The 21,739-nt window shown below is 64.1% G+C and carries 19 protein-coding genes and 1 other RNA gene; 14 read left to right on the top strand and 6 right to left on the bottom strand.

From position 1 onward, the window contains the following. Positions 1–2: 2 nt before the first annotated feature. Entirely contained in the window at positions 3–947 is a 945-nt protein-coding gene (gene nudC / locus AC0NIL_RS00315; protein ID WP_473573258.1) for an NAD(+) diphosphatase, read from the bottom strand. 41 nt (positions 948–988) lie between these two features. Beyond that, the gene (locus AC0NIL_RS00310; protein ID WP_013527933.1) at positions 989–1,408 is read right to left on the bottom strand and encodes an HIT domain-containing protein; all 420 of its coding nucleotides are present in this window, start codon (positions 1,406–1,408) and stop codon (positions 989–991) included. 172 nt (positions 1,409–1,580) lie between these two features. Here AC0NIL_RS00310 and ffs point away from each other — a divergent pair. From ffs to AC0NIL_RS00245, 13 genes are all read left to right on the top strand, one after another. After that, positions 1,581–1,677, top strand: an RNA gene (gene ffs, locus AC0NIL_RS00305) — signal recognition particle sRNA small type. Between the two features lie 105 nt (positions 1,678–1,782). Further along, positions 1,783–3,603 carry a DNA polymerase III subunit gamma/tau gene (locus AC0NIL_RS00300; RefSeq protein ID WP_473573257.1) on the top strand — a complete coding sequence of 607 codons (1,821 nt, stop codon included), beginning with the start codon at positions 1,783–1,785 and terminating at the stop codon, positions 3,601–3,603. Positions 3,604–3,633: 30 nt separating this feature from the next. Continuing rightward, the gene (locus tag AC0NIL_RS00295) at positions 3,634–3,957 is read left to right on the top strand and encodes a YbaB/EbfC family nucleoid-associated protein (RefSeq protein WP_013527931.1); all 324 of its coding nucleotides are present in this window, start codon (positions 3,634–3,636) and stop codon (positions 3,955–3,957) included. Positions 3,958–3,971: 14 nt separating this feature from the next. Then, positions 3,972–4,379 (top strand): hypothetical protein, encoded by a 408-nt coding sequence (locus tag AC0NIL_RS00290; protein ID WP_027161783.1) that lies wholly within the window; start codon positions 3,972–3,974, stop codon positions 4,377–4,379. Positions 4,380–4,608: 229 nt separating this feature from the next. Next, positions 4,609–5,535, top strand: coding sequence for a cell wall hydrolase (locus AC0NIL_RS00285; protein WP_473573256.1), 927 nt, complete (start codon positions 4,609–4,611; stop codon positions 5,533–5,535). A gap of 191 nt (positions 5,536–5,726) precedes the next feature. After that, entirely contained in the window at positions 5,727–6,332 is a 606-nt protein-coding gene (recR, locus tag AC0NIL_RS00280) for a recombination mediator RecR (RefSeq protein ID WP_013527928.1), read from the top strand. 26 nt (positions 6,333–6,358) lie between these two features. Beyond that, complete coding sequence (locus AC0NIL_RS00275; RefSeq protein WP_473573255.1) at positions 6,359–7,672, top strand: lytic murein transglycosylase; 1,314 nt, start codon at positions 6,359–6,361, stop codon at positions 7,670–7,672. Between the two features lie 261 nt (positions 7,673–7,933). Beyond that, complete coding sequence (locus AC0NIL_RS00270; RefSeq protein ID WP_275954083.1) at positions 7,934–9,577, top strand: ABC transporter substrate-binding protein; 1,644 nt, start codon at positions 7,934–7,936, stop codon at positions 9,575–9,577. 18 nt (positions 9,578–9,595) lie between these two features. Beyond that, positions 9,596–10,663 (top strand): ABC transporter permease, encoded by a 1,068-nt coding sequence (locus tag AC0NIL_RS00265; RefSeq protein WP_024503440.1) that lies wholly within the window; start codon positions 9,596–9,598, stop codon positions 10,661–10,663. Beyond that, positions 10,660–11,580 (top strand): nickel transporter permease, encoded by a 921-nt coding sequence (gene nikC / locus AC0NIL_RS00260; RefSeq protein ID WP_024503441.1) that lies wholly within the window; start codon positions 10,660–10,662, stop codon positions 11,578–11,580. Before AC0NIL_RS00265 ends, nikC begins: the two co-directional genes overlap by 4 nt. Then, entirely contained in the window at positions 11,577–12,422 is an 846-nt protein-coding gene (locus AC0NIL_RS00255) for an ABC transporter ATP-binding protein (protein ID WP_275954081.1), read from the top strand. The genes nikC and AC0NIL_RS00255 overlap by 4 nt, the downstream gene beginning before the upstream one ends. Beyond that, a complete protein-coding gene (locus tag AC0NIL_RS00250) occupies positions 12,419–13,168 on the top strand; it encodes an ABC transporter ATP-binding protein (protein WP_275954080.1) in 750 nt (249 codons plus the stop codon). Before AC0NIL_RS00255 ends, AC0NIL_RS00250 begins: the two co-directional genes overlap by 4 nt. Before the next feature lie 45 nt (positions 13,169–13,213). Beyond that, on the top strand, positions 13,214–13,528 hold the full coding sequence (locus AC0NIL_RS00245; RefSeq protein ID WP_206519134.1) for a hypothetical protein: 315 nt from the start codon (positions 13,214–13,216) through the stop codon (positions 13,526–13,528). Between the two features lie 12 nt (positions 13,529–13,540). Here AC0NIL_RS00245 and AC0NIL_RS00240 read toward each other — a convergent pair whose 3' ends face one another. The 3 genes from AC0NIL_RS00240 to AC0NIL_RS00230 are packed head-to-tail and all read right to left on the bottom strand — an operon-like array spanning position 13,541 to position 18,851. Continuing rightward, positions 13,541–16,639, bottom strand: coding sequence for an efflux RND transporter permease subunit (locus AC0NIL_RS00240; protein ID WP_127368030.1), 3,099 nt, complete (start codon positions 16,637–16,639; stop codon positions 13,541–13,543). Continuing rightward, positions 16,636–17,715 carry an efflux RND transporter periplasmic adaptor subunit gene (locus tag AC0NIL_RS00235; RefSeq protein ID WP_024503446.1) on the bottom strand — a complete coding sequence of 360 codons (1,080 nt, stop codon included), beginning with the start codon at positions 17,713–17,715 and terminating at the stop codon, positions 16,636–16,638. The genes AC0NIL_RS00240 and AC0NIL_RS00235 overlap by 4 nt, the downstream gene beginning before the upstream one ends. Beyond that, entirely contained in the window at positions 17,712–18,851 is a 1,140-nt protein-coding gene (locus tag AC0NIL_RS00230) for an efflux RND transporter periplasmic adaptor subunit (protein ID WP_275954079.1), read from the bottom strand. The genes AC0NIL_RS00235 and AC0NIL_RS00230 overlap by 4 nt, the downstream gene beginning before the upstream one ends. Positions 18,852–19,095: 244 nt before the next feature. On the opposite strand from AC0NIL_RS00230, the gene AC0NIL_RS00225 reads away from it, so the two are divergent. Further along, positions 19,096–20,373: a 4-aminobutyrate--2-oxoglutarate transaminase gene (locus tag AC0NIL_RS00225; protein WP_473573253.1), complete on the top strand. Its 1,278-nt coding sequence runs from the start codon at positions 19,096–19,098 to the stop codon at positions 20,371–20,373. A gap of 30 nt (positions 20,374–20,403) precedes the next feature. Here the strand turns inward: AC0NIL_RS00225 and AC0NIL_RS00220 are convergent, their stop codons facing one another. Continuing rightward, positions 20,404–21,657 (bottom strand): NAD(P)/FAD-dependent oxidoreductase, encoded by a 1,254-nt coding sequence (locus AC0NIL_RS00220; protein ID WP_473573251.1) that lies wholly within the window; start codon positions 21,655–21,657, stop codon positions 20,404–20,406. Positions 21,658–21,739: the final 82 nt, after the last annotated feature.

Here is a 21,739-nt window from a genome sequence, read left to right as displayed (position 1 = left end):
CATCATTCTGAATCGACCCAGGCGCGGATGAGGTGATGCGCAATGGCGCCTTTCGGCGGCGTGATCAGATTGCCCTGGTGCGTCCTTTCCAGCATCCGGCGCACCTCGTCGCGAAAAAACCAGCGGCAGTCCTCAAGCTCGTTGAGGTCGGCCTGGATATCGTCATTGAGCGGCTCGCCGAAGCAGCCGATCATCAGCGAATAGGGAAACGGCCAGGGCTGGCTGGCGTGGTAGACGACGCGGCCAAGCCGGATGCCGGCCTCCTCCAGCGTCTCGCGGCGCACCGCCGCCTCGATCGTCTCGCCAGGCTCGATGAAGCCGGCGAGGGCCGAATACATGCCCGGCGCGAAATGCCGGCCGCGCCCGAGCAGGCACTTCTCCCGCGTCGCCGTCAGCATGATCGCCACCGGGTCGGTGCGCGGAAAATGTTCGGTGCCGCAATTCGGGCAATGCCGCTTGTAGCCGCCGGCCCGCATCTGCGATTCCGTGCCGCATTTGCTGCAGAAGCGATGGCTGGCATGCCAGGCGAGCAAAGCCGCCCCTTGCGCCATCGCGCCGGCCGCCGCCTCGTCGATCAGCCCTTGCATGTAGACCGAGCGGTAGTCGATGGCCTTGACTGTTTCCGGAAGCTGTTCGGGTTCGACGCCGGCGGGCACGGCCAGCACCGGTCCTCGTTCGGAAAAACCGAGCAGGATGCCTTGCGCCAGGGAAACCTTGAAGGGCTCGCTCTCGGTCGCACCGAACCAGGGATCGAGAGCGCCGCCATCGCCGAGCTTCAGATAGAGCCGGCCGCCATGCATCAGAAGCAGCCGCGTCGCCGGATCGGCCAGCGCCTTGTCGACCGAATCGTCGGCGCGGTTCTCGGACTGCCGGTCGATCGTGTTGCCGGCGAAGCCGACGAACTGGCTCGGCTCGCGCAAAGGCGCGTCAAACAGGCGGAAGCTCATGGGGACTCTGGAATATGTTGAGGGATGGACACGGGGAACGCTTATAGCGCCGCCTTGATCGTTTCGGCAAACCGTCGCAAGTCGGAACGCTGATAGGGTTCTCGCAGGCCATGTCCCCACACAGGACCTGGCCAGCCGGGATCGCCTTCAGAACGCGCGATGACATGGATGTGCAACTGGCGCACGATGTTGCCGAGCGCGCCGGTGTTGATCTTGGTGCAGCCGGTCGCTTTCTTCAGCGCCTGCGCCACCATATTGGTCTCGAAGGTCAGCATCGCCTGGTCAAGCGGCGTCATGTCGTGGATTTCCTCCGCGCCGGGGCGCTGCGGCACCAGCAGCAACCAGGGCCAGCGGCGGTCGTTCATCACCCGCAGCTCGCACAGCCCAAGCCACATCAATTGCTCGCTGTCCGCCTCCAGCCGTGCGTCCAGCGTGAATCCGGCCTTCAGGCCCGGCAGCATCGGCGTTTCCCTTGCTTTTCTTGTTTTCCTCAAACGCAGGAACGCTAGAGCGGCGGCAGGGGGGCTGCAAGCGAATCATTGCGCCCCTCACGCTTTGGTGCGCCAATTCCATATTTTTGCGATTTCTGCGGCGCACTTGCATTTCGTCGCGCAATTGCCGATATGGAAAGCGGGAGGTTGGTGGTGGACGATCCACTCGCCAACCGGGTCAGGTCCGGAAGGAAGCAGCCCTAACGAGCCCGGAACGGGTCATTGTTCCAGCCTCCCACCTCATCGGCCCCTCTCGCGACATTGACGACGCATTGCAGCGCGGGCGAGACTATGCGCAGGAATCGGCCGCCTTCGGGCGCGGCCATTTGGAGCTTTACGGGCGTATGAGCGAAGCCGGAAATTCGGGACCAAAAAGCCTGGAGATAGGCAAGGCCGCCGCCTATCGCGTGCTGGCACGCAAGTACCGTCCTTCGAACTTCTCCGAGCTGGTCGGCCAGGAGCCGATGGTGCGCACCCTCACCAACGCCTTTGCCACCGGCCGTATCGCCCAGGCCTGGATGCTGACCGGCGTGCGCGGCGTCGGCAAGACCACGACGGCGCGCATCCTCGCGCGCGCCCTGAACTATAAAACCGCTGATATCGACCAGCCGTCGGTCGACCTTGCCGTCCTCGGCGAACATTGCCAGGCGATCATGGAAGGCCGCCATGTCGACGTCATCGAGATGGACGCCGCCTCGCACACCGGCATCGACGACATCAGGGACATCATCGAGCGCGTGCGCTACGCGCCGGTCTCGGCCCGCTACAAGGTCTATATCATCGACGAAGTGCACATGCTGTCGACGCAGGCCTTCAACGCCCTTCTGAAGACGCTGGAAGAGCCGCCGCCGCACGTCAAATTCATCTTCGCCACCACCGAGATCCGCAAGGTCCCGATCACCGTCCTGTCGCGCTGCCAGCGCTTCGACTTGAGGCGCATCGACGCCGGCGCGCTGGTCGGGCATCTCGCCTCGATCTCGGCCAAGGAGGGCATTTCGGTCGACGACGACGCGCTGGCGATGATCGCGCGCGCCGCCGAGGGCTCGGCCCGTGATTCGCTCTCCATCCTCGACCAGGCGATTGCCCATGGTGCCGGCTCTGTCGGCGCCGATGCGGTTCGCGCGATGCTGGGGCTCGCCGACCGCGCCCGCATCGTCGACCTGTTCGAACATGTGATGAAAGGCGATGTGGCGGCAGCCCTTGGCGAATTCCGTGCGCAGTACGATACCGGCGCCGATCCGGCCGCCGTGCTGACCGACCTTGCCGAATTCAACCACCTCGTCACCCGGCTGCGTTTCGTGCCGACGGCCATCGAGGATGCCTCGCTATCCGAGGACGAGCGGCAGCGCGGCGCCGATTTCGCCAGGACGCTGTCGGTCAGGGTGCTGTCGCGGACGTGGCAGATGCTGCTCAAGGGCATTCCAGAGGTGCAGTCCTCCAACCGGCCGGTCAGTGCCGCCGAAATGGTGCTGATCCGGCTGGCGCATGCCGCCGACCTGCCGACGCTGGACGAGGCGTTGAGATCGCTTGAAGGCGCCGCGCCGGTGCAGAATGGCGCGCTGCGCCCAAATGGGGCGCCCGCAGGGGGAGGAGGCAACGGCAACGGCGTCAGCGCGGTGGCGCAGACGCGCATGCCGTCTGGCCCGGGCGGTGCGCAGACCATGCGGCTGGTCGAAGCCTCGCCTGCGCCCGTTGCCTACGTCGCTCCGCCGGAGCCGGTCACGGAGGCGCAATCGGCGCCGCTGAAATCGCTGGCCGACATCATTGCCCTGGCAGACGCGCAGCGCGACATCGCCTTCAAGGTGCTGGTCAAAAGCTGCATCCGGTTTGTGCGCATCGAGCCCGGCCGCATCGACGTTGGCCTGACCAGCGATGCGCCCAAGATGCTGCTCAACGACCTGACGACGAAATTGCGCGCCTGGACCGGTCGCAGCTGGCTTGTCTCGCTGTCGAAGGAAGAGGGCGGCCAGACGCTCGCCGAAATGGAATCGGCCAAACGCGAGACGGCTTTTCTCGATGCCAAGAGCGACCCGACAGTGGCCGCCATCCTGGCGCGCTTTCCCGGTGCCAAGATCATCGACGTGCGCATTCCGGACGCGCCGGAAGCCGAAACGGTAGAGGCCGAAGTGCCGGTCGAGCCGCCGGCTGACGACGATGAACCCTGATCCAGCCACGAATCCGCAAAGGACCCGACCATGAAAGATCTTCTCGGCCTGATGGGCAAGGCGAAGGAAATGCAGGCCAAGTTCCAGGCCATGCAGGACGAGATCGCCACGCTGGAAGCGTCCGGCCAGGCCGGCGGCGGCCTGGTCAATGTGACGCTGACCGGAAAATTCGAGATGAAGTCGTTGAAGATCGATCCGTCTCTGTTCAAGGAAGACGATGTCGAGATCCTGGAAGACCTGGTGCTGGCCGCTCACAACGACGCCAAGACCAAGGTCGAGCAGATCATGCAGGAAAAGACCAAGGCGCTGACCGCGGGCCTGCCGATCCCGCCGGGAATGAAACTGCCCTTCTAGCCTTCGGTGCGGCCATGGCCGAAGAGCCGTCCGAAAGACTGATCGAGCAGCGTATCCGCAACAGGATCTACGAGATCCTGGAAATCCTGGCCGATTGTGACGACGGCGTGGATCTCGTCGGCATCAAGGGTTATTTCTATCTGTTCGAGGATTTCCTCCATCGCCCATCGATCGAAGCCGGCACATCGGCGCTTTCGAAGGACGAGCGCGCGATCGTGCTGGAGATCGCCGAATTCCTCGAGGCGGCAAGCGAGACAAATCCGGACTTCACCAAGGCTGAGTTCATAGACAGCGGCTGGCCGGGAAAGATCGCGCCGACGGCCAGGGAGGCGCGGACGCTGTTCCTCCGGCGCGGCCTGTTTTCGGAGAAGGTCGAGGAGCTTGAGCCTGGCCAGCCGGCCGCGATAGCGGCCGGGCGGTAGATCGCTTCAGGAAAACCGCGTGGTGCTTTCCCTTGGGGCAATTGCGGCGAAACAAAGAGAGAGCGGTCATCGCTTTTGTGAAATGACGGCTCGATCTATCTGGAAAGCCACGAAATTGTGCCAATTTGGCAACAGTACGTTGTTAATAACGTTTTGGCCATCATTTTGCCCGAAAGTGTCTCATTCTTGCCGCAGCCTGGGGGCGGGCACGAAGTGAGAGGGTTACCTGTTGATTTCCACGCGATGGAAGACGCCGCTGTTGCTCGGCGCCGTCATTTCACCCCTGTTTTTGGCTGCCTGCAGCCAGACCACTTCACACGGCATGTCCGTCGCCAGCCTGACCGACGCCGTCACGCCGGGTTTCCTGAGTTCAGGGGCCTACAGCCACACGCCGAAGGACAAGGAATGCCTGGAACGGGCGATGTTCTTCGAGTCCAACCGCTCGAGCCGCGACGGCATGATCGCGGTCGGCACGGTGGTGATGAACCGGCTGCGCTCCGGCAACCATGGCAGCACCATCTGCCAAGTGGTGGGCGAGCCCGGGCAGTTCGCGCCTGGTGTCATGACAAGGCCGATGAATTCACGCGCAATGCCCGATGTCGAGGAAGCCGCCGACGCGGTGCTGAAGGGCGAGCGCAAGTCCAAGCTCAAGAACACCATGTTCTTCCACACAGCCGGCCTCCGCTTCCCCTACAAGAACATGCACTACACCATGGTTGCCGGCGGCAATGCCTTCTACGAGAAGCGCGGCCGCAACTGGCAGCCGCTGCCGGATGAGCCGCAGGTCGCTATTGCCTCGGCGGCGCCCGACAAGTCAGCCGCGCCGGTGACGATGGTCGCGTCCGCCGAGCCGGTGCGTCCAGCCAGGACGGCAACCGTTCGATCCGCTCCCGCCCAGCAGACCTATGTGACCGCCGCCGCCGCGCCGGCCGCGAAATCCGCGCGTGTCTCGCAAGAGCCGACGGTGGTGGCGATGCAGGAGCCGATGGAAGAGCCGGATGCCGCGCGTTTTGGCGGAAGCTTGAACACAAGGGTCATCTCGTCGGTTCAAGACGCGCCGCAAGAGGCGTCGATGGGGTTCCAGTCGACGCCTGAGAACACAGACGCCATTGGCGCGATGATTGTCAGCCAGGGCCGGCCGCTCGAGACCAACTGATCTGCGCCCCGCGGTCCGCCAAGGCCCAATATGGCGGTCATGCGGATGCAGATGTTCCAAAGCGCTCTGAAAAATCCTGGAGCGGTTCACCGTTTCGCGGAAACGGTGAACCGCTCCAGCTTTTCGTTTTGACGCAATTCCGGACGGAAAACCGCTTCGCACTTTTCCTGGAATTGCTCTAGATCAGAGCGATGTCGAAGCGAATCGCCGGTCCCGAGATCGAACGTCTGATCCAGCTCCTGGCCAAGGTGCCGGGGCTGGGACCCCGTTCGGCCAGGCGTGCCGCCCTTCATCTGATCAAGAAGAAAGAGCAGCTTTTGTCGCCCCTTGCCGCCGCCATGGCCGAGGCGGCCGACAAGGTGCGCATCTGCTCGACCTGCGGCAATGTCGATACATCGGACCCTTGCATGATCTGCACCGATCCGCGCCGTGATGCCGGCACCATCATCGTCGTCGAGGACGTCTCCGACCTGTGGGCGCTGGAGCGCGCGGCGGCGATGAATGTGCGCTACCACGTGCTCGGCGGCACGCTGTCGCCGCTCGACGGCATCGGCCCCGAGCAGCTCAACATGCGCTCGCTGGTTGATCGCGTCGCCGGCGGCGAGGTCAAGGAGATCATCCTTGCCGTCAACGCGACGGTCGAGGGCCAGACGACCGCGCATTACCTCACCGACCAGTTGTCCGGCTTCGACATCAAGGTGACGCGCCTTGCGCATGGCGTGCCGGTCGGCGGCGAACTCGACTATCTCGACGAGGGCACGCTGGCCGCGGCGCTGCGTTCGCGGACGGCGTTTTGACAAAGTTGCGGCAGAGGATGCGGAGCATGATTTTTGCGTGTCCACCAAGGCTGGTGCCAAGCCCCCCCCTCGGCAGGACAGAGGGGGGTGCGAAGGAACGCAAACCTCTCAGATTGGCTCTGTTTTCCTTTTTTGCAGTTCTTCTCTCGGTCTTTTCCACCCCCGCCTCCGCCGCAAAGATCGACGACCAGTTCCGCGCCTGGCTGCAGAACGACCTCTGGCCGCAGGCCAAGGCGAAAGGCATTTCCAAAACCACCTTCGACGCCGCCTTCGACGGCATCAAGCCCAATCTGAAGCTGCCGGACCTGGTCAAGCCGGGCGAGAAGGCGGCCACGCCGCAGAAGCAGCACCAGGCCGAATTCGGCTCACCCGGCGCCTATTTCGCCGAGAAGACGGTTCGCGCGGTGACGGCGGGCGGGCGCGCGCGCGAAGCCGCCAATGCCAGGACACTTGCGGCCATCGAAAAGCGCTATGGCGTGCCGGGCGAAGTGCTGCTGGCGATCTGGGGCCGCGAGACCGGATTCGGCGCGGCGAAGATGCCTTATGACGCCTTCGAAGTGTTGGGCACCAAGGCATTCATGTCGACCAGGAAGGACTTCTTCCGCACCGAACTGCTTGCCGCACTCGAGATCGTCGAGCGCGGGCTGGCTCCGGTCGGCGCGATGAAATCGTCCTGGGCCGGCGCGCTCGGCCAGCCGCAATTCATGCCGACCTCGTTCCTGAAACATGCCGTCGATTTCGACGGCGACGGCCGCGTCGACATCTGGAACTCGACGCCGGACGTGTTGGCCTCGATCGCCAATTATCTCGTCCACTATGGCTGGGTAAAGGGTCGTGGCTGGGGATTCGAGGTGACGGTGCCGGAAAGCGTTTCCTGTTCGCTGGAAGGCCCGGACCAGGGCAAGAAAATCTCGCAATGGGCTGATATGGGCATCAAGCGCGTCGGCGGCAAACCGTTTCCAGTGAGTGAGCTGAAGGCCGAAGGCTTTCTGCTGATGCCGGCAGGGCGCAGCGGCCCGGCCTTTGTCGCCACGCCCAATTTCTACGTGCTGAAGCAATACAACACCAGCGACCTGTACGCGCTGTTCATCGGCCATGGCGCCGATCGCATCGCCCATGGCGATCAGAACTTCGCCGGCAGCTGGGGCGCGGTCGGCGGGCTGCACCGTTCGGACATCGCCGCCCTGCAGCGGGCGCTGGAGGCCAAGGGCTATGATGTCGGCAGCGCCGATGGCCTGCCCGGCTTCAAGACCCGCCGCTCGATCGGCATATGGCAAGCCAAGAACGGCCGCGCCGCCACCTGCTTTCCTGACGCCGACCTGGTCGCAGTGCTGAAATAGCTCCGAAATTAGCAGATTTTTCTCGATCGGCAGCCTCGATTGGCTGGCCTATGCGTCGACACCCCACCGGCCTTTCTGGCCCAATGAGCCGTCGTATAAATGCTCGTTGCCCGCCACGGGGCCGCCGGGTATGGTGTTGACCAACTGGACAAAAACCACGACGGTAAGTGGGCAGAGGGGCCGTCTCCAGGCCCCGAAAAAATTCCGCAACCCTGAGCCGGGAACTCAGGTCAACAAACAACAAAACAGGGAACAATCACAATGATGATGGAAAAGTTTGCTCTACGCTCTCGCTTCCTGCTCGCGGGTGCCGCCATGTCGGCGCTGCTTCTGGCCGGCGCGCCCGCCGGTGCGGTCACGCCCGCCGACACGCTGGTCGAAGGTTTCGCGATCGACGACATCATCTCTATGGATCCGGGCGAGGCGTTCGAGCTGTCGACCGCCGAGGTCACCGGCAACACCTATGATCTGCTTGTCCGTCTCGACCTCAGCGACACCTCCAAGGTCAAGGGCGACCTTGCCGAAAGCTGGACCGTCTCCGATGACGGCCTGACCTACACGTTCAAGCTCAAGCCCGGCCTGAAATTCGCTTCCGGCAATCCGATCACGGCGTCCGATGTCGCCTGGTCGTTCGAGCGCGTCATCAAGCTCGACAAGAGCCCGGCCTTCATCATCGGCCAGTTTGGCATCAGCGGTGACAACGTCACCGAAAAGGCCAAGGCTGTCGACGACGGCACCTTCCAGTTCACCGTCGACAAGGCCTATGCGCCGAGTTTCGTGCTGAACTGCCTGTCGGCAACGGTGGCTTCGGTGGTCGACGCCAAGCTGGTCAAGGAACATGTCGCTTCGGTCACGCCGAGCGCCGACTACAAATGGGACAATGACTTCGGCAACGCCTGGCTGAAGACCGGCTATGCCGGCTCCGGCGTCTTCAAGCTGCGCGAATGGCGGGCCAACGAAGCCGTCGTTCTCGAGCGCAACGACAATTACTACGGCGAAAAAGCCAAGCTTGCCCGCGTCATTTATCGCAACATGAAGGAAAGCTCGGGCCAGCGCCTGGCGCTCGAGGCTGGCGACATCGACGTTGCCCGCAATCTCGAACCGAACGACCTCGACGCGATCGCCAAGAACGCCGACCTCACCACCACCAGCGCGCCCAAGGGCACGGTCTATTACATCAGCCTCAACCAGAAGAACGCCAACCTCGCCAAGCCGGAGGTGCGCCAGGCGTTCAAGTATCTGGTCGACTATGATGCCTTGAGCTCGACCATCCTCAAGGGCATCGGCGAAATCCATCAGACCTTCCTGCCCAAGGGCGTGCTCGGCGAATTGGATGAGAATCCGTTCAAGCTCGATGTCGCCAAGGCCAAGGAATTGCTGGCCAAGGCCGGTCTGCCCGACGGCTTCAGCGTAACCATGGACGTACGCACCGGCCAGCCGACGACCGGCATGGCGGAATCGATCCAGCAGACGCTCGGACAGGCCGGCATCAAGCTCGAGATCATCCCGGGCGACGGCAAGCAGACGCTCACCAAATACCGCGCCCGCAACCACGACATCTATATCGGCCAGTGGGGCCAGGATTATTTCGACCCGAACTCCAACGCCCAGACCTTTGCCTCGAACCCGGACAATTCGGATGCGGCCAAGACCAAGACGCTGGCCTGGCGCAACGCCTGGGACATTCCGGACCTGACCAAGCAGACGGAAGCGGCACTGCTCGAGAAGGATGCCGGCAAGCGCGCCGACATATACAAGGATCTCGAGAAGAAGATCCTCGACACCAGCCCCTTCGTCGTCATCCACCAGCAGCTGGAAGTGGCCGGCCTGCGCAAGAACCTCAAGGGCTTTGCGCTCGGCCCGAGCTTCGACACCAACTTCGTCGGCCCGGTGTCCAAGGAATAGTGCTCGCGGACACGCCGCATGAGCGCGGTTGAAAAAGAAGTGGCGGCGGGGCGCGGCAGCGCCCGCGCCGTCGCTATTGCATCATCGCTTGGCCGTTTCCTGGTCATTGCGATCACGACCTATCTTGGTCTGCTAGCGGTCACCTTCTTCATCGGCCGCGTCATTCCGATCGACCCGGTGCTGGCGGTGCTCGGCGACCGGGCGCCGGCCAATGTGGTTGAGCGCACGCGCCGCGAGATGGGTCTCGATTTGCCGTTGATCGAGCAGTTCTACATCTATGTGAAGAATGCGCTGAACGGCAATTTCGGCGTCTCCGTGCTGACCACCAATCCGGTCATGACCGACATTCGCCGGGCGCTTCCGGCCACGACGGAACTGGCGACCCTCGGAACGCTGATCGGCGCGTTGTTCGGCGTGCCGCTCGGTGTGCTGGCCGCGGTCAGGCGCGGCAGCCTCATCGACCAGATCGTGCGCGTCATCGGCCTGATCGGTTATTCCGTGCCGATCTTCTGGCTGGGGCTGCTTGGGCTGGTGCTGTTTTACGCCAAGCTGCAATGGGTTGCCTTCCCGGCGAGGCTCGACGTCGTCTACGAATACACCTTTACGCCGATCACCGGCTTCTATCTCCTCGACTCCGCAATGCAGGGGCAGTGGGACGTTTTTTACGACGCCTTCCGCCACATCATCCTGCCGGCCTCGCTGCTCGGCTATTTCTCGCTCGCCTATATCAGCCGCATGACGCGCTCGTTCATGCTCAACGAATTGTCGCAGGAATATATCGTCGCGGCGCGCGCCAAGGGCCTGTCGGAAACCCGCATCATCTGGGGCCACGCGCTGCGCAACGCGGCGGTGCCGATGGTGACGGTGATCGCGCTGTCCTATGCCGGACTGCTGGAAGGTTCGGTGCTGACCGAGACCGTCTTCTCATGGCCGGGCATCGGCCTTTACATCACCAATTCGCTGCAGAACGCCGACATGAATGCGGTGCTTGGCGGCACCATCGTCATCGGCTCGGTGTTCATCGCCATCAACCTTCTGTCCGACCTGCTGTATCGTGTGCTCGATCCGAGGACGAAGTCCGCATGAGCGTCGACACCATCCAGAGCCGTCGCGACTGGCTGCTCAGCGAGCGGCCGGCCTCGCGCATGCAGGCAAGGCTCGGCCGCGCCTATGTGGCGTGGCGGCGCTTTTCCGCCAACCGGTTGGCGTTTCTGGGCCTGCTCATCATCATTGCCCTGCTGGTCGTTGCCGCCCTTGCCGGCGTGCTGGCACCTTATTCGCCAACGTTCGGCGACCTGAAGAACGCGCGCCTGCTGGCGCCGAGCTCTGAGCACTGGTTCGGCACCGACGATCTCGGCCGCGATATCCTGTCGCGCATCCTCTACGGCTCGCGCTGGACGCTTTATGTGGTCATCCTGGTCGCCATCATCGCCGCCCCCATCGGCCTCCTGGTCGGCACGGTGGCCGGCTATGCCGGCGGCTGGACCGATGCCATCCTGATGCGCATCACCGACATCTTCCTCGCCTTTCCCAAGCTGATCCTGGCGCTGGCCTTCGTCGCAGCACTGGGCCCCGGCATCGAGAATGCAGTGCTGGCCATCGCCATCACCTCATGGCCGCCCTACGCCCGCATCGCGCGGGCAGAGACGCTGACGGTGCGCAATTCCGACTACATCAAGGCGGTGCAACTGATGGGCGCTTCGCCCTTCCGCATCGTGCTGCGCCATATCATGCCGCTTTGCATTTCGTCCCTGATCGTCAGGGTGACGCTCGACATGGCCGGCATCATCCTGACCGCCGCCGGGCTCGGTTTCCTCGGCCTCGGCGCGCAGCCGCCGCTGCCCGAATGGGGCACGATGATCGCCTCCGGCCGCCGCTTCGTGCTCGATCAATGGTGGGTGGCCGGTGCGCCGGGCTTCGCCATTCTCATCGTCAGCCTCGGCTTCAACCTGCTTGGCGACGGCCTGCGCGACGCGCTCGATCCGCGGAGTGGCGACCAATGAGCGGGGAGACGAAGACGCTTTTCGACGTAGACGACCTGCGCGTCACCTTCCCGACCCGCACCGGGCTGATCGAGGCGGTGCGCGGCGTTTCCTTTTCGCTCGGCCGCGAACGGCTCGGCATCGTCGGCGAATCCGGCTCGGGAAAATCGCAGACCGGCCGCGCCATCATGGGCCTGACGCCACCGCAGGCGCGGATATCGGCCAACAAGCTCGCCTTCGACGGCATCGACCTGCTCACCGTCTCGCCACGCGAACGCCGGGCGCTGCGCGGCAAGCGCATCGCCATGATCCTGCAGGATCCGAAATATTCGCTCGACCCGGTGATGAGCATCGGTCGCCAGATCGTCGAGACGCTGCGCACCCATGAAAAGGTCGGCAAGGCGGAGGCACGCGACCGTGCATTGGCCATGCTGGAGGCGGTGCAGATCCGTGATCCCTCTCGCGTCTTCAATTTGCATCCGCATGAAGTTTCGGGCGGCATGGGCCAGCGCGCCATGATCGCCATGATGCTGATCGCCGGTCCGGAAATGATGATCGCCGACGAGCCGACCTCGGCGCTCGACGTCACCGTGCAGCTCGATGTGCTCGGCATCCTCGACCGGCTGGTCAGTGAGCGCGGCATGGGGCTGATCTTCATCTCGCACGATCTGCGCCTGGTCTCGTCCTTCTGCGACCGCGTCATCGTCATGTATGCCGGCAAGGTGGTCGAGCAGCTCAAGGCGTCCGAACTCGGCCAGGCCCAGCATCCCTACACGCGCGGCCTGCTCAATTGCATGCCCAAGATCGGTGCCGACCGCCACCCGCTGCCGGTGCTCGACCGCAAGCCGGAGTGGGCGGCATGACTTCTGCGATTGCCGTCGACAGGCTGGAAGTGATCTTCGACCGTTTTCGCGCACTGAAGGGCGTCAGCCTCGACGTGCAGCCGGGCCAATCCTTCGGCCTGGTCGGCGAATCCGGCTCCGGCAAATCGACGCTGCTGCGGGCCATCGCCGGCCTTGCGCCGGTTGCATCGGGCGGCATCGTCGTCAACGGCAAGACGCTCGGCGCGCGCCGCGACAAAGCCTTCTACCGTGAAGTGCAGATGGTCTTCCAGGATCCGTACGGGTCGCTGCACCCGCGCCAGACCGTCGACCGTCTGCTGCAGGAGCCGCTTGCCATCCATGGCTTTGCCGACGGCGAAAAGCGCATCCAGCGGGCGCTGGACGAGGTCGGCCTCGGCAACGGTTTCCGCTTCCGCTATTCGCACCAACTGTCCGGCGGCCAACGCCAGCGCGTGGCGATCGCCCGTGCGCTCATTCTCGAACCGTCGATCCTGCTGCTCGACGAGCCGACCTCGGCGCTCGATGCCTCGGTGCAGGCGGAAGTGCTCAACCTGCTGGAAGAGGTACGCAAGCGGCGCAAGCTGACCTTCCTGATGGTCAGTCACGACCTCGCCATCATCACCCATATGTGCGAGCGGCTGATGGTGATGCAAAGCGGCGAGGCGGTGGAGAATCTGGCGGCGGCGGATCTTGTCGAACGCCGTGTGACCAAGGACTATACGCGCAATCTGTTGCGGGCCAGCGACGGGTTTGTGAGAACCGCTTGAATTCGTTTTCTCTTTTGCGCCGAACAACCATCTTGGGGAATTCCCATGGAGGAATGGAAGTTTGCGGATCCGCCCAATGTCGCGGTGTTTGTGGATAGGGCAGTCGTTACCCGCGGCGATTGGATTGCATACGTCTCACATGACGATGACGACGGCAGTTGGCAATTCCACAACAGCGAAACCGGACCTGTTGACGAAGGCGATATCATGATCGTCAGCTTGCAAAACGTTGTGCAGCGGGACGAAAGCATCCAGGCGTTGGCGGACTTGCCAGAAGGCTGGCACGCTTGGCGCACCTCGAAATCGTCGCCATGGCAACGCGCCAGGTCGCGCCCTGTGCCCTCCAACGACAACGAATGATCAGGCAAAGCCTTAGGCTGAGCCTTGCGCCAGTTCGCCGTTCTCCAGAACGGGTGGCTCTTCCCGGCCCTTCGGCTCCTTGATCCTGAACCACGTCACATAAAGCGCCGGCAGGAACAGCAGCGTGATTGCGGTACCCGCGATGATGCCGCCCATCATCGCATAGGCCATCGGACCCCAGAACACTTCACGCGCGATCGGGATCAGCGCCAGGCTGGCGGCCGCCGCCGTCAGTGCGATAGGGCGCATCCGGTGTTCGGTCGCTTCGATGACCGCCGCCCAGCGATCCTTGCCCTCGCGCACCAGATCCTCGATCTGCACGATCAGGATGACCGAATTGCGGATGAGGATGCCGATCAGCGCCAGCACGCCGAGGATGGCGACGAAGCCCAGCGGCGCTCCGCTCGGCACCAGGGCCGCCACCACGCCGATCAGGCCGAGCGGCGCCACCGCCACGACCAGGAACAGGCGCTGGAAGCTCTGCAACTGCACCATCAGGATCGTTGCCATGACGAACAGCATCAACGGCACGACGGCGGCGATCGGTCCCTGACTTTTGGCGCTCTCCTCGACCGAGCCGGCGGTGGCGATCGAATAGCCCGGCGGCAGCTTGGCGGTGAAGGCATCGACCGATGGCTTCAGTTCGTTGACGACCGTGGCCGGCAGCACGTCGCCGACCAGCCCGGCGCGCACGGTGATGGTCGGGATGCGATCGCGTCGCCACACCGTCGGTTGCTCCAGATCGTAGCGGAAGTTGGCGACCGCCGCGAGCGGGATCGCCTCGCCGGTGCTGGTCGGCAACTGCATGTTCTGCAACGTCTCGATCGAGCCGCGTTCGGCCCCGCGGGAGCGGGCCACGACATTGATCAGGTAAGTGGCGTCGCGCACCTGCGTGATGGTGGCGCCGCCGACCGTACTGTTCAGCGCGCTGGCGATGTCGGAGGAGGTGATGCCGAGCTGGCGTGCCTTGTCCTGCAGCACGTCGACCCTCAGCACGCGCTGCGGCTCGTTCCAGTCGAAGGTCGGCGCGGCGAGCTTTGGATTGGCGGAGATGACACCGGCGAATTGCTGCGCCAGTTCGCGCACCGTCTGGATGTCGGGACCGCCGACGCGGTATTGCACGGGGCGGCCGACCGGCGGTCCGAGTTCGAGCGGCTTGACGAAGGCGTCGGTGCCGACGAACTCCTCGCGCAGCAGCTTTTCCAGCGCCGGCTTGACCCGGTTGCGGGCCTCGATGCTCTTGGTGACGATGACGGTCTGGCCGAAATAGGGGTTGGCCGGCTGCACGTCATAGGCGAGCACGAAACGCACCGCGCCCTGGCCGATATAGGACGAGAAATGGTCGATGTCGGGATTGCCGACCAGTGCCCGCTGCTCGAACCGCTCCATCTGGTCGCGCGTGTCGGCGATCGAAGAATTCTGCGGCAGGTTCCAGTCGACGATCAGCTCCGGCCGGTCCGATGGCGGGAAGAACTGCTGCTGCACCAGGCCGAAGCCGGCGATCGAGCCGGCAAACAACAACACGGTGGCGATGATGGTCAGCCAGTGATGGCGCACCGAGCCGACAAGCACGCGCCGGAACAGCGAGGTGAAGCGGCCCGGCTGGTCGTGATGCTTGGTTTTCATCGTCGCCGGCAGGATGGTGACGCCGAGCAGGGGCGCAAACAGCACCGCCACGATCCATGACACCAGCAGCGAAACGGCGATGACCACGAACAGGGTGAAGGTATATTCGCCGGCGGCGCTGTTGTTGAGGCCGATCGGGATGAAGCCGGCGACCGTCACCAGCGTACCGGTCAGCATCGGAAAGGCGGTCGATGTGTAGACATAGGTCGCTGCCTTGCGCAGATTGTCGCCGACCTCCAGCCGCGCCACCATCATCTCGACCGCGATCATCGCGTCGTCGACCAGAAGGCCGAGCGCGATGATCAGCGCACCCAGGGAAATACGCTGCAGCGAAATGCCGAGATAGGCCATGACGGTGAAGGTGATGGCCAGCACCAGCGGGATCGACAGCGCCACGACGAAGCCGGCGCGCATGCCGAGACTGATGAACGACACGGCGAGCACGATGGCGACCGCCTCGAACAGCGCACGCGTAAAGCCCGAGACGGCCTCCTCGACGATGACCGGCTGGTCGGCCACCAGATGCACGCCGACGCCGACCGGCAGGTCGGCCAGCACCTTGTCCATCTCCTTGTGCAGGGCCTCGCCGAATTCGAGCAGGTTAGCGTTGGGTTTCATGCCGATGGCGAGCCCGATCGCGTCCTGGCCGTTGAAACGGAACAGTGCCGTCGGCGGATCGACATAGCCGCGTGTGATCGTCGCTACGTCGCTCAGGCGGAAGAAGCGGTCGTTGACGCGCAGATTGATGGCGCGCAGGCTTTCCTCGGAGGTGAACTGCCCGCCGACACGCACGCTGATGCGCTCCGGCCCGGACTGGATGACGCCGGACGGCGTGATCGCGTTCTGCGCCTGCAGGCTGGCGACGATCGCTTGCTGGTTGAGGCCGAGGGCGGCGATCTGGCGGGTTGAGAATTCGAGATAGATCGCTTCGTCCTGGGCGCCGACCAGGTCGACCTTGCCGGCGTTGGGCACGGTCAGGATCTTTGTTCTGGCATCCTCGACATAGTCGCGCAACTGGCGCGGCGTCAGCCCGTCCGATGTGAAGGCGTAGATGTTGCCATAGACGTCGCCGAAGCGGTCGTTGAAGAACGGGCCCTGCACACCCTGCGGAAACTGTGCCCCGATGTCATTGACCATGTTGCGCACCTGAATCCAGTTCGGCACGACATCGCGTGCCTTGGTGGTGTCCTTCAGGTTGACGAAGATGACGGTCTGGCCGGCCGTGGTGACGGACTTGGTGTAGTCGAGGCTATCGAGTTCCTCGAGTTTCTTCTCGATCCGGTCGGTCACCTGCTGCACGGTTTCCTTGACCGAGGCGCCCGGCCAGTTGGCCTGGATGATCATCGTCTTGATGGTGAAGTTGGGATCTTCTTCACGGCCGAGATTGAGGTAGGAGAACACGCCAGCCACGACGAAGACCAGCATGAAATACCAGACCATGGAGCGGTGGTTGAGCGCCCAGTCGGAGAGATTGAAGCCTTTCATGAGGCCCCTCCCTCGGGCACTGTCACCTTCTGGCCTTCGCTCAGGCTGTGGACGCCCGCCGTGACAACACGCATGCCGGCCTCCAGCCCCTCGGTCACCGTGAAGGTGCCGCCATTCTTCGACGCGACCTTTATGTCGCGTGCGTTCACGCTCGATGTCTGCGGGTCGACGATCCACACTTTCGCGGAACCGTTCTTTTCGAACAGCGCCGACATGGGCAGTTCGATCGTCGGTGCCACCTTGGTCACGCGGGTCGCCGTCACCGTCGAGCCGAGCCGGAAGGCCTGTGGCGGATCCGTGAGCGTCAGCCTGACGCGCCGGGTGCGGGTCGAGCCCTCGGATTGCGGTGCGATCTCGCGCAGCTTAGCCCCGGTCTGGATCGTCGGCAGCGACTGCAGGATGACCTGGAAGGGCGTGCCGGCCGCGAGATCACCGGTCAATTGGTCGGGAATGTCGACCACCGCCTCGCGCAGGTCCGAGCGCGCCACGGTGACGACGGTCTGGCCGGGCGAGACCGTCTGGCCAACTTCGGCGCCGACAGCGGTGACGACACCGTCGAAATCAGAGAACAGCCTGGCATAGCCGAGCTGTTCCTGCGATTTGGCAAGCGAGGCCTTGGCCCGCTCGACACCTGCCTCCGCAGCTTTGCGCGCCTGCTGCGCGGCGTCGAAGACAGCTTGCGTGGCGTTGGCTGAGGCGAGTAACTGGCGCTGCCGTTCCTCGCTGGCGGCGGCGTTGGCGAACTGCGCCTCGGCATTGGACAGTTCCGCCTTGGCCGCCTGGAGCGACAACTCCAGCGCGGTCGGATCGAGTGCCGCTATCGTCGTGCCCTTGCTGACGATGTCGCCGACCTGGACGTCGCGCGAGACGACCCGGCCAAGCAGGCGGAAGGCCAGGTCGGCGCTGACCTGCGGTTCGACGGATCCGGCAAAACCGAAGACTTGCGTGGTGCGCGGCTCGATCACCATCGACAGCACCGGCCGGATGATCTCGGGCGGCTTTTCCTCCGACCTGGAGCAGGATGCCAGCGCGCCGAGCATGAGCACGCCGAGCAGGATGCGCGGCGTCCGGCTCATTGGCCCGCTCCCGATATCTCGATCGTCTGTCCAGGGCTGAGCAGCTGTCCTCCAGCGGTGACGACGCTTTGGCCTTCGTCCAGCCCCCTGGCGATCACGACCGTGCCCGAATTGAACGCCAGCACTTCGACCGGCGCCATCGTCACCGCCTTGGTCGACGGATCGACGATCCAGACCGCCGGCTTGCCGGCGCTGGACGTCAGCGCCTGCCACGGCAGCAGGATCGCCTTCGCTGGCTTGGCGCTTACCGAGCCGATGACGGCTGCTCCCAGCGGCATGCCGGCGGGCGTGTCGGGAATGGCGACCTTGACCCGGATCGAGCCCGAAGCCGGGTCGACCGCAGGCGAGATTTCGCGGACCTTGCCCGTTGCCCTGACCTGCGGATCGGACAACAGCGTGATCGTCACCGCAGGCGATGCCGGTGTCTTGGCGATCAGTGTCTCCTGCACGTTGAACACCGCGTCGCGGTCGCCGTCCTCGGCGACGGTGAAGACGGTTTGCGCGGCTTGCACCACTTGGCCGGTTTCGACTTGGCGGGCGGTGATCACGCCGGCGGCACCGGCCTTGAGCTCGGTGAAGGACAGGTTTTGCTGGGCGTTGGAGAAAGCGCTCTGCGCGGCTTCGACGCTGCCTTGTGCCACCTTCAGGGCCTGGTCCGCGGCGTCATAGTCGCGCCTTGTGGTGAAGCCCTGCGCCAGCAGCGTCTTCTGCCGCTCGAAGGCGGCAACGGACTGGGTCAGTTGCGCCTTGGCTGCATCAAGATCGGCCTGCGCCGAGCGCAGGTCGGATTCCTGCTCCTGCGGGTCGATGCGGGCGAGCACCGTGCCTTGATCGACATGCTGGCCGACATCGACAAACCGTTCGGCGACGCGACCGCCGACCCGGAACGACAGATTGTTCAGCGTACGCGCCGCGATCACCCCGGTCAGCGAAGTCCTTGGCGCATAGTCGGCCATCGCCACCGTTTCGGTGCGCACCATGATCTGCAGTTTCTTGTCCGCCGCTTCCTGCTTCTGACAGCCGGCCAGAAGCAGCGCCGCCGTGCAGGCGAAAAGCGCCGGGGCGGCTGGAAAAGACAAAAGACCGGGAGCTTTGACCGATGGCTGCGAGACGGGCGAAGTCACGTTCCTGCTCATGGGCTCTCCCGACCGCGGGCCGCTCGCTGATCGCGGTGCCTCGCGGCCATCCAGAGGATAGTCGATCCCTGGGAAAAGGAAACCGGTCTCGTACGTGTATCGCCCGACTGGCTAAGCGCCGGGATCTGCCCACCGCAGGCCCAATCGCCTGCCGGTGGTGCCGACTTGAGGAAAACGTGAAATAAGGTCAGAAGACATCTCAACGGCATCAAACAGGACGGGCGCCGGCCCGGTGAGGGATACGATGAAGAATTCAGCCATTTCCGAACGCAAGAACCAATCGATTTCCCGCGGCGTCGGCATGACCACGCAGATTTATGCCGACCGGGCTGAAAATTCGGAAATCTGGGATGTCGAGGGGCGTCGCTATATCGATTTCTCGTCGGGCATCGCCGTCGTCAACACCGGGCATCGCCATCCCAGGGTGATCGAGGCGGTCAAGGCACAGCTCGACCGCTTCACCCACACCTGCCACCAGGTGGTGCCCTATGAGAGCTATGTGCGCCTGGCCGAACGGCTGAACGGCATGCTGCCCGGCAAGTTCGAGAAGAAGACGATCTTCGTCACCACCGGGGCCGAGGCTGTCGAGAACGCCATCAAGATCGCCCGCAATGCCACCGGCCGTCAGGCGGTCATCGCCTTCGCCGGCGGTTTCCATGGCCGCACCTTCATGGGCATGGCACTGACCGGCAAGGTCGTGCCCTACAAGGTCGGCTTCGGTGCAATGCCGGGAGATGTCTATCATGCGCCGTTCCCTGTGCCGCTGCACGGTGTCTCGGTCGCCGACTCGCTGACGGCGCTCGACCGGTTGTTCAAGGCCGATGTGGATCCGGCCCGCGTCGCCGCCATCATCATCGAGCCGGTTCAGGGCGAGGGCGGCTTCTACGACGCGCCGCGGGATTTCCTGGTTGCGCTGCGCAAGCTTTGCGACCAGCACGGCATGCTGCTGATCGCCGACGAAGTGCAGACCGGCTTTGCCCGCACCGGCAAGATGTTTGCGATGGATCACCATGAGGTGGCCGCCGACATCACCACCATGGCCAAGAGCCTGGCCGGCGGCTTTCCTCTGGCGGCGGTCACCGGCCGCGCCGAAATCATGGATGCGCCCGGTCCCGGTGGGCTCGGCGGCACCTATGGCGGCAGCCCGATCGGCGTTGCCGCGGCGCACGCCGTGCTCGACGTGATCGAGGATGAAAAGCTGTGCGACCGCGCTAATACGCTGGGCGCAAGACTGAAACAGCGGCTGCAGTCGATCCGCGACGACGTGCCCGAGATCGTCGACATCAGAGGTCTCGGCTTCATGAATGCGGTCGAGTTCAACGACGTCAAGAAGGGCCTGCCCTCGGCCGAGATCGCCAATGCGATCCGGTTGAAGGCGCTCGACAAGGGCCTGATCCTGTTGACCTGCGGCGTCTACGGCAACGTCATCCGCTTCCTGGCGCCGATCACCATCCAGGACGAAGTCATGAACGAAGCACTCGACATTCTGGAAAGCTCGATCCGCGAAGTCTGCGCCGCCTGATCAGTAAGGTGCCGCGCCTGAGGGACGGAATTATCCCGCCGCTCTGGCGGGCTCATTCTCGAGGAAAGCGGCCAGTGCCGCTTTCAGCCTCTCGGGGCCAGCGGCCACCGTCTGCGGCGTCGGCGAGAAGCCGGCGCCCAACATCTTGCGGCCAAGCATATGGTCGCCCGGACGGTTGACCGATTCGATGCCGAGCAGCCGCTCGCCGGCGTAGTGGTAGATCGAGAATTTGTTGTCGGGCAGGTCGCCCAGCACGACATGGCTGTCGCCGCCGGCGGTCAGGCCGACCATCTGCAGCTTCATGTCGCCGATGTCGGACCAGAACCATGGCACCGCAGAATAGGCGTCGGCATGGCCTGATATCGTGCGCGCGGCAAGCCGCGCCTGGTCGGTGGCATTCTGCACCGATTCCAGGCGCACGTCGCCGCCGGTGAACCAGTGACGGTAAGAGGCAGCATCGCCAATAGCGAGAATCTCCGGCACCGAAGTCCGCATCTGGTGATCGACGCGGATGCCGTTGGCGATGCCGAGGCCAGCTTCCTGTGCCAGTTCGACATTCGGCACGGCACCAATGCCGACAATGACCATGCGAGCCGGCAGTCTTTCGCCTGACGAGGTGATCGCGGCCACGACATGACCGTTTTCGCCTTCGAGCCCTGCGATCGAGGTGCCGGTGAGGATGCGCACGCCCGTCGCTTCCAGCCGTTGCCGGACGTGGCTCGCCACCACCGGCGCCACGGCGCGGCCGAGCAGCCGGTCCACCGCCTCGACCACTGTCACCGTGCGGCCGGCGGCCCTCAACGTGGCTGCGATCTCCAGCCCGATGAAACCGCCGCCGAGGATGACGACTTCGTCGGTTTGCGCGCTGAGGTCGCGGATCAGCCGCGCATCGGCCAGCGAGCGCAGCGACAGCACCCCGGACAGATCGGCACCGGGCAGCGGCAGCGTGCGCGGGCGCGAGCCTGTCGCCAGGATCAGGTGGTCGAAGGCAAGCGCACCACCGCCGGCAATATCCAAACTGCGGCGTCCGGCATCGATGCGATCGATCCTGACGCCAGGCCGGTAGTCGATGGCGCTGCCGGTGTAAAAGGCCTCGCCGCGCAAGGGTTGTGGCTTGGCCTCGGCATCCTTGATGAAGGTCTTCGACAGCGGCGGCTTGTGGTAGGGCAGTTCGTCCTCATCTCCGACGAGGATTACCGGTCCGTCATAACCGTCCTCGCGCAGACTTGCGGCCGCTTGCACGCCCGCATGACCCGCGCCGACAATGACCACACCGTTCTTCATCGCACTCAATCCCGATTCTACCCTAGGATATTCCGCCAGATGGCAATTGTCTGGCACCGCTGCAAGCGAGCTTTTGCGGGTC

It is taken from the genome of Mesorhizobium sp. WSM1343, from assembly GCF_055901535.1.
This window is presented reverse-complemented; position numbering and strand designations above follow the sequence as displayed.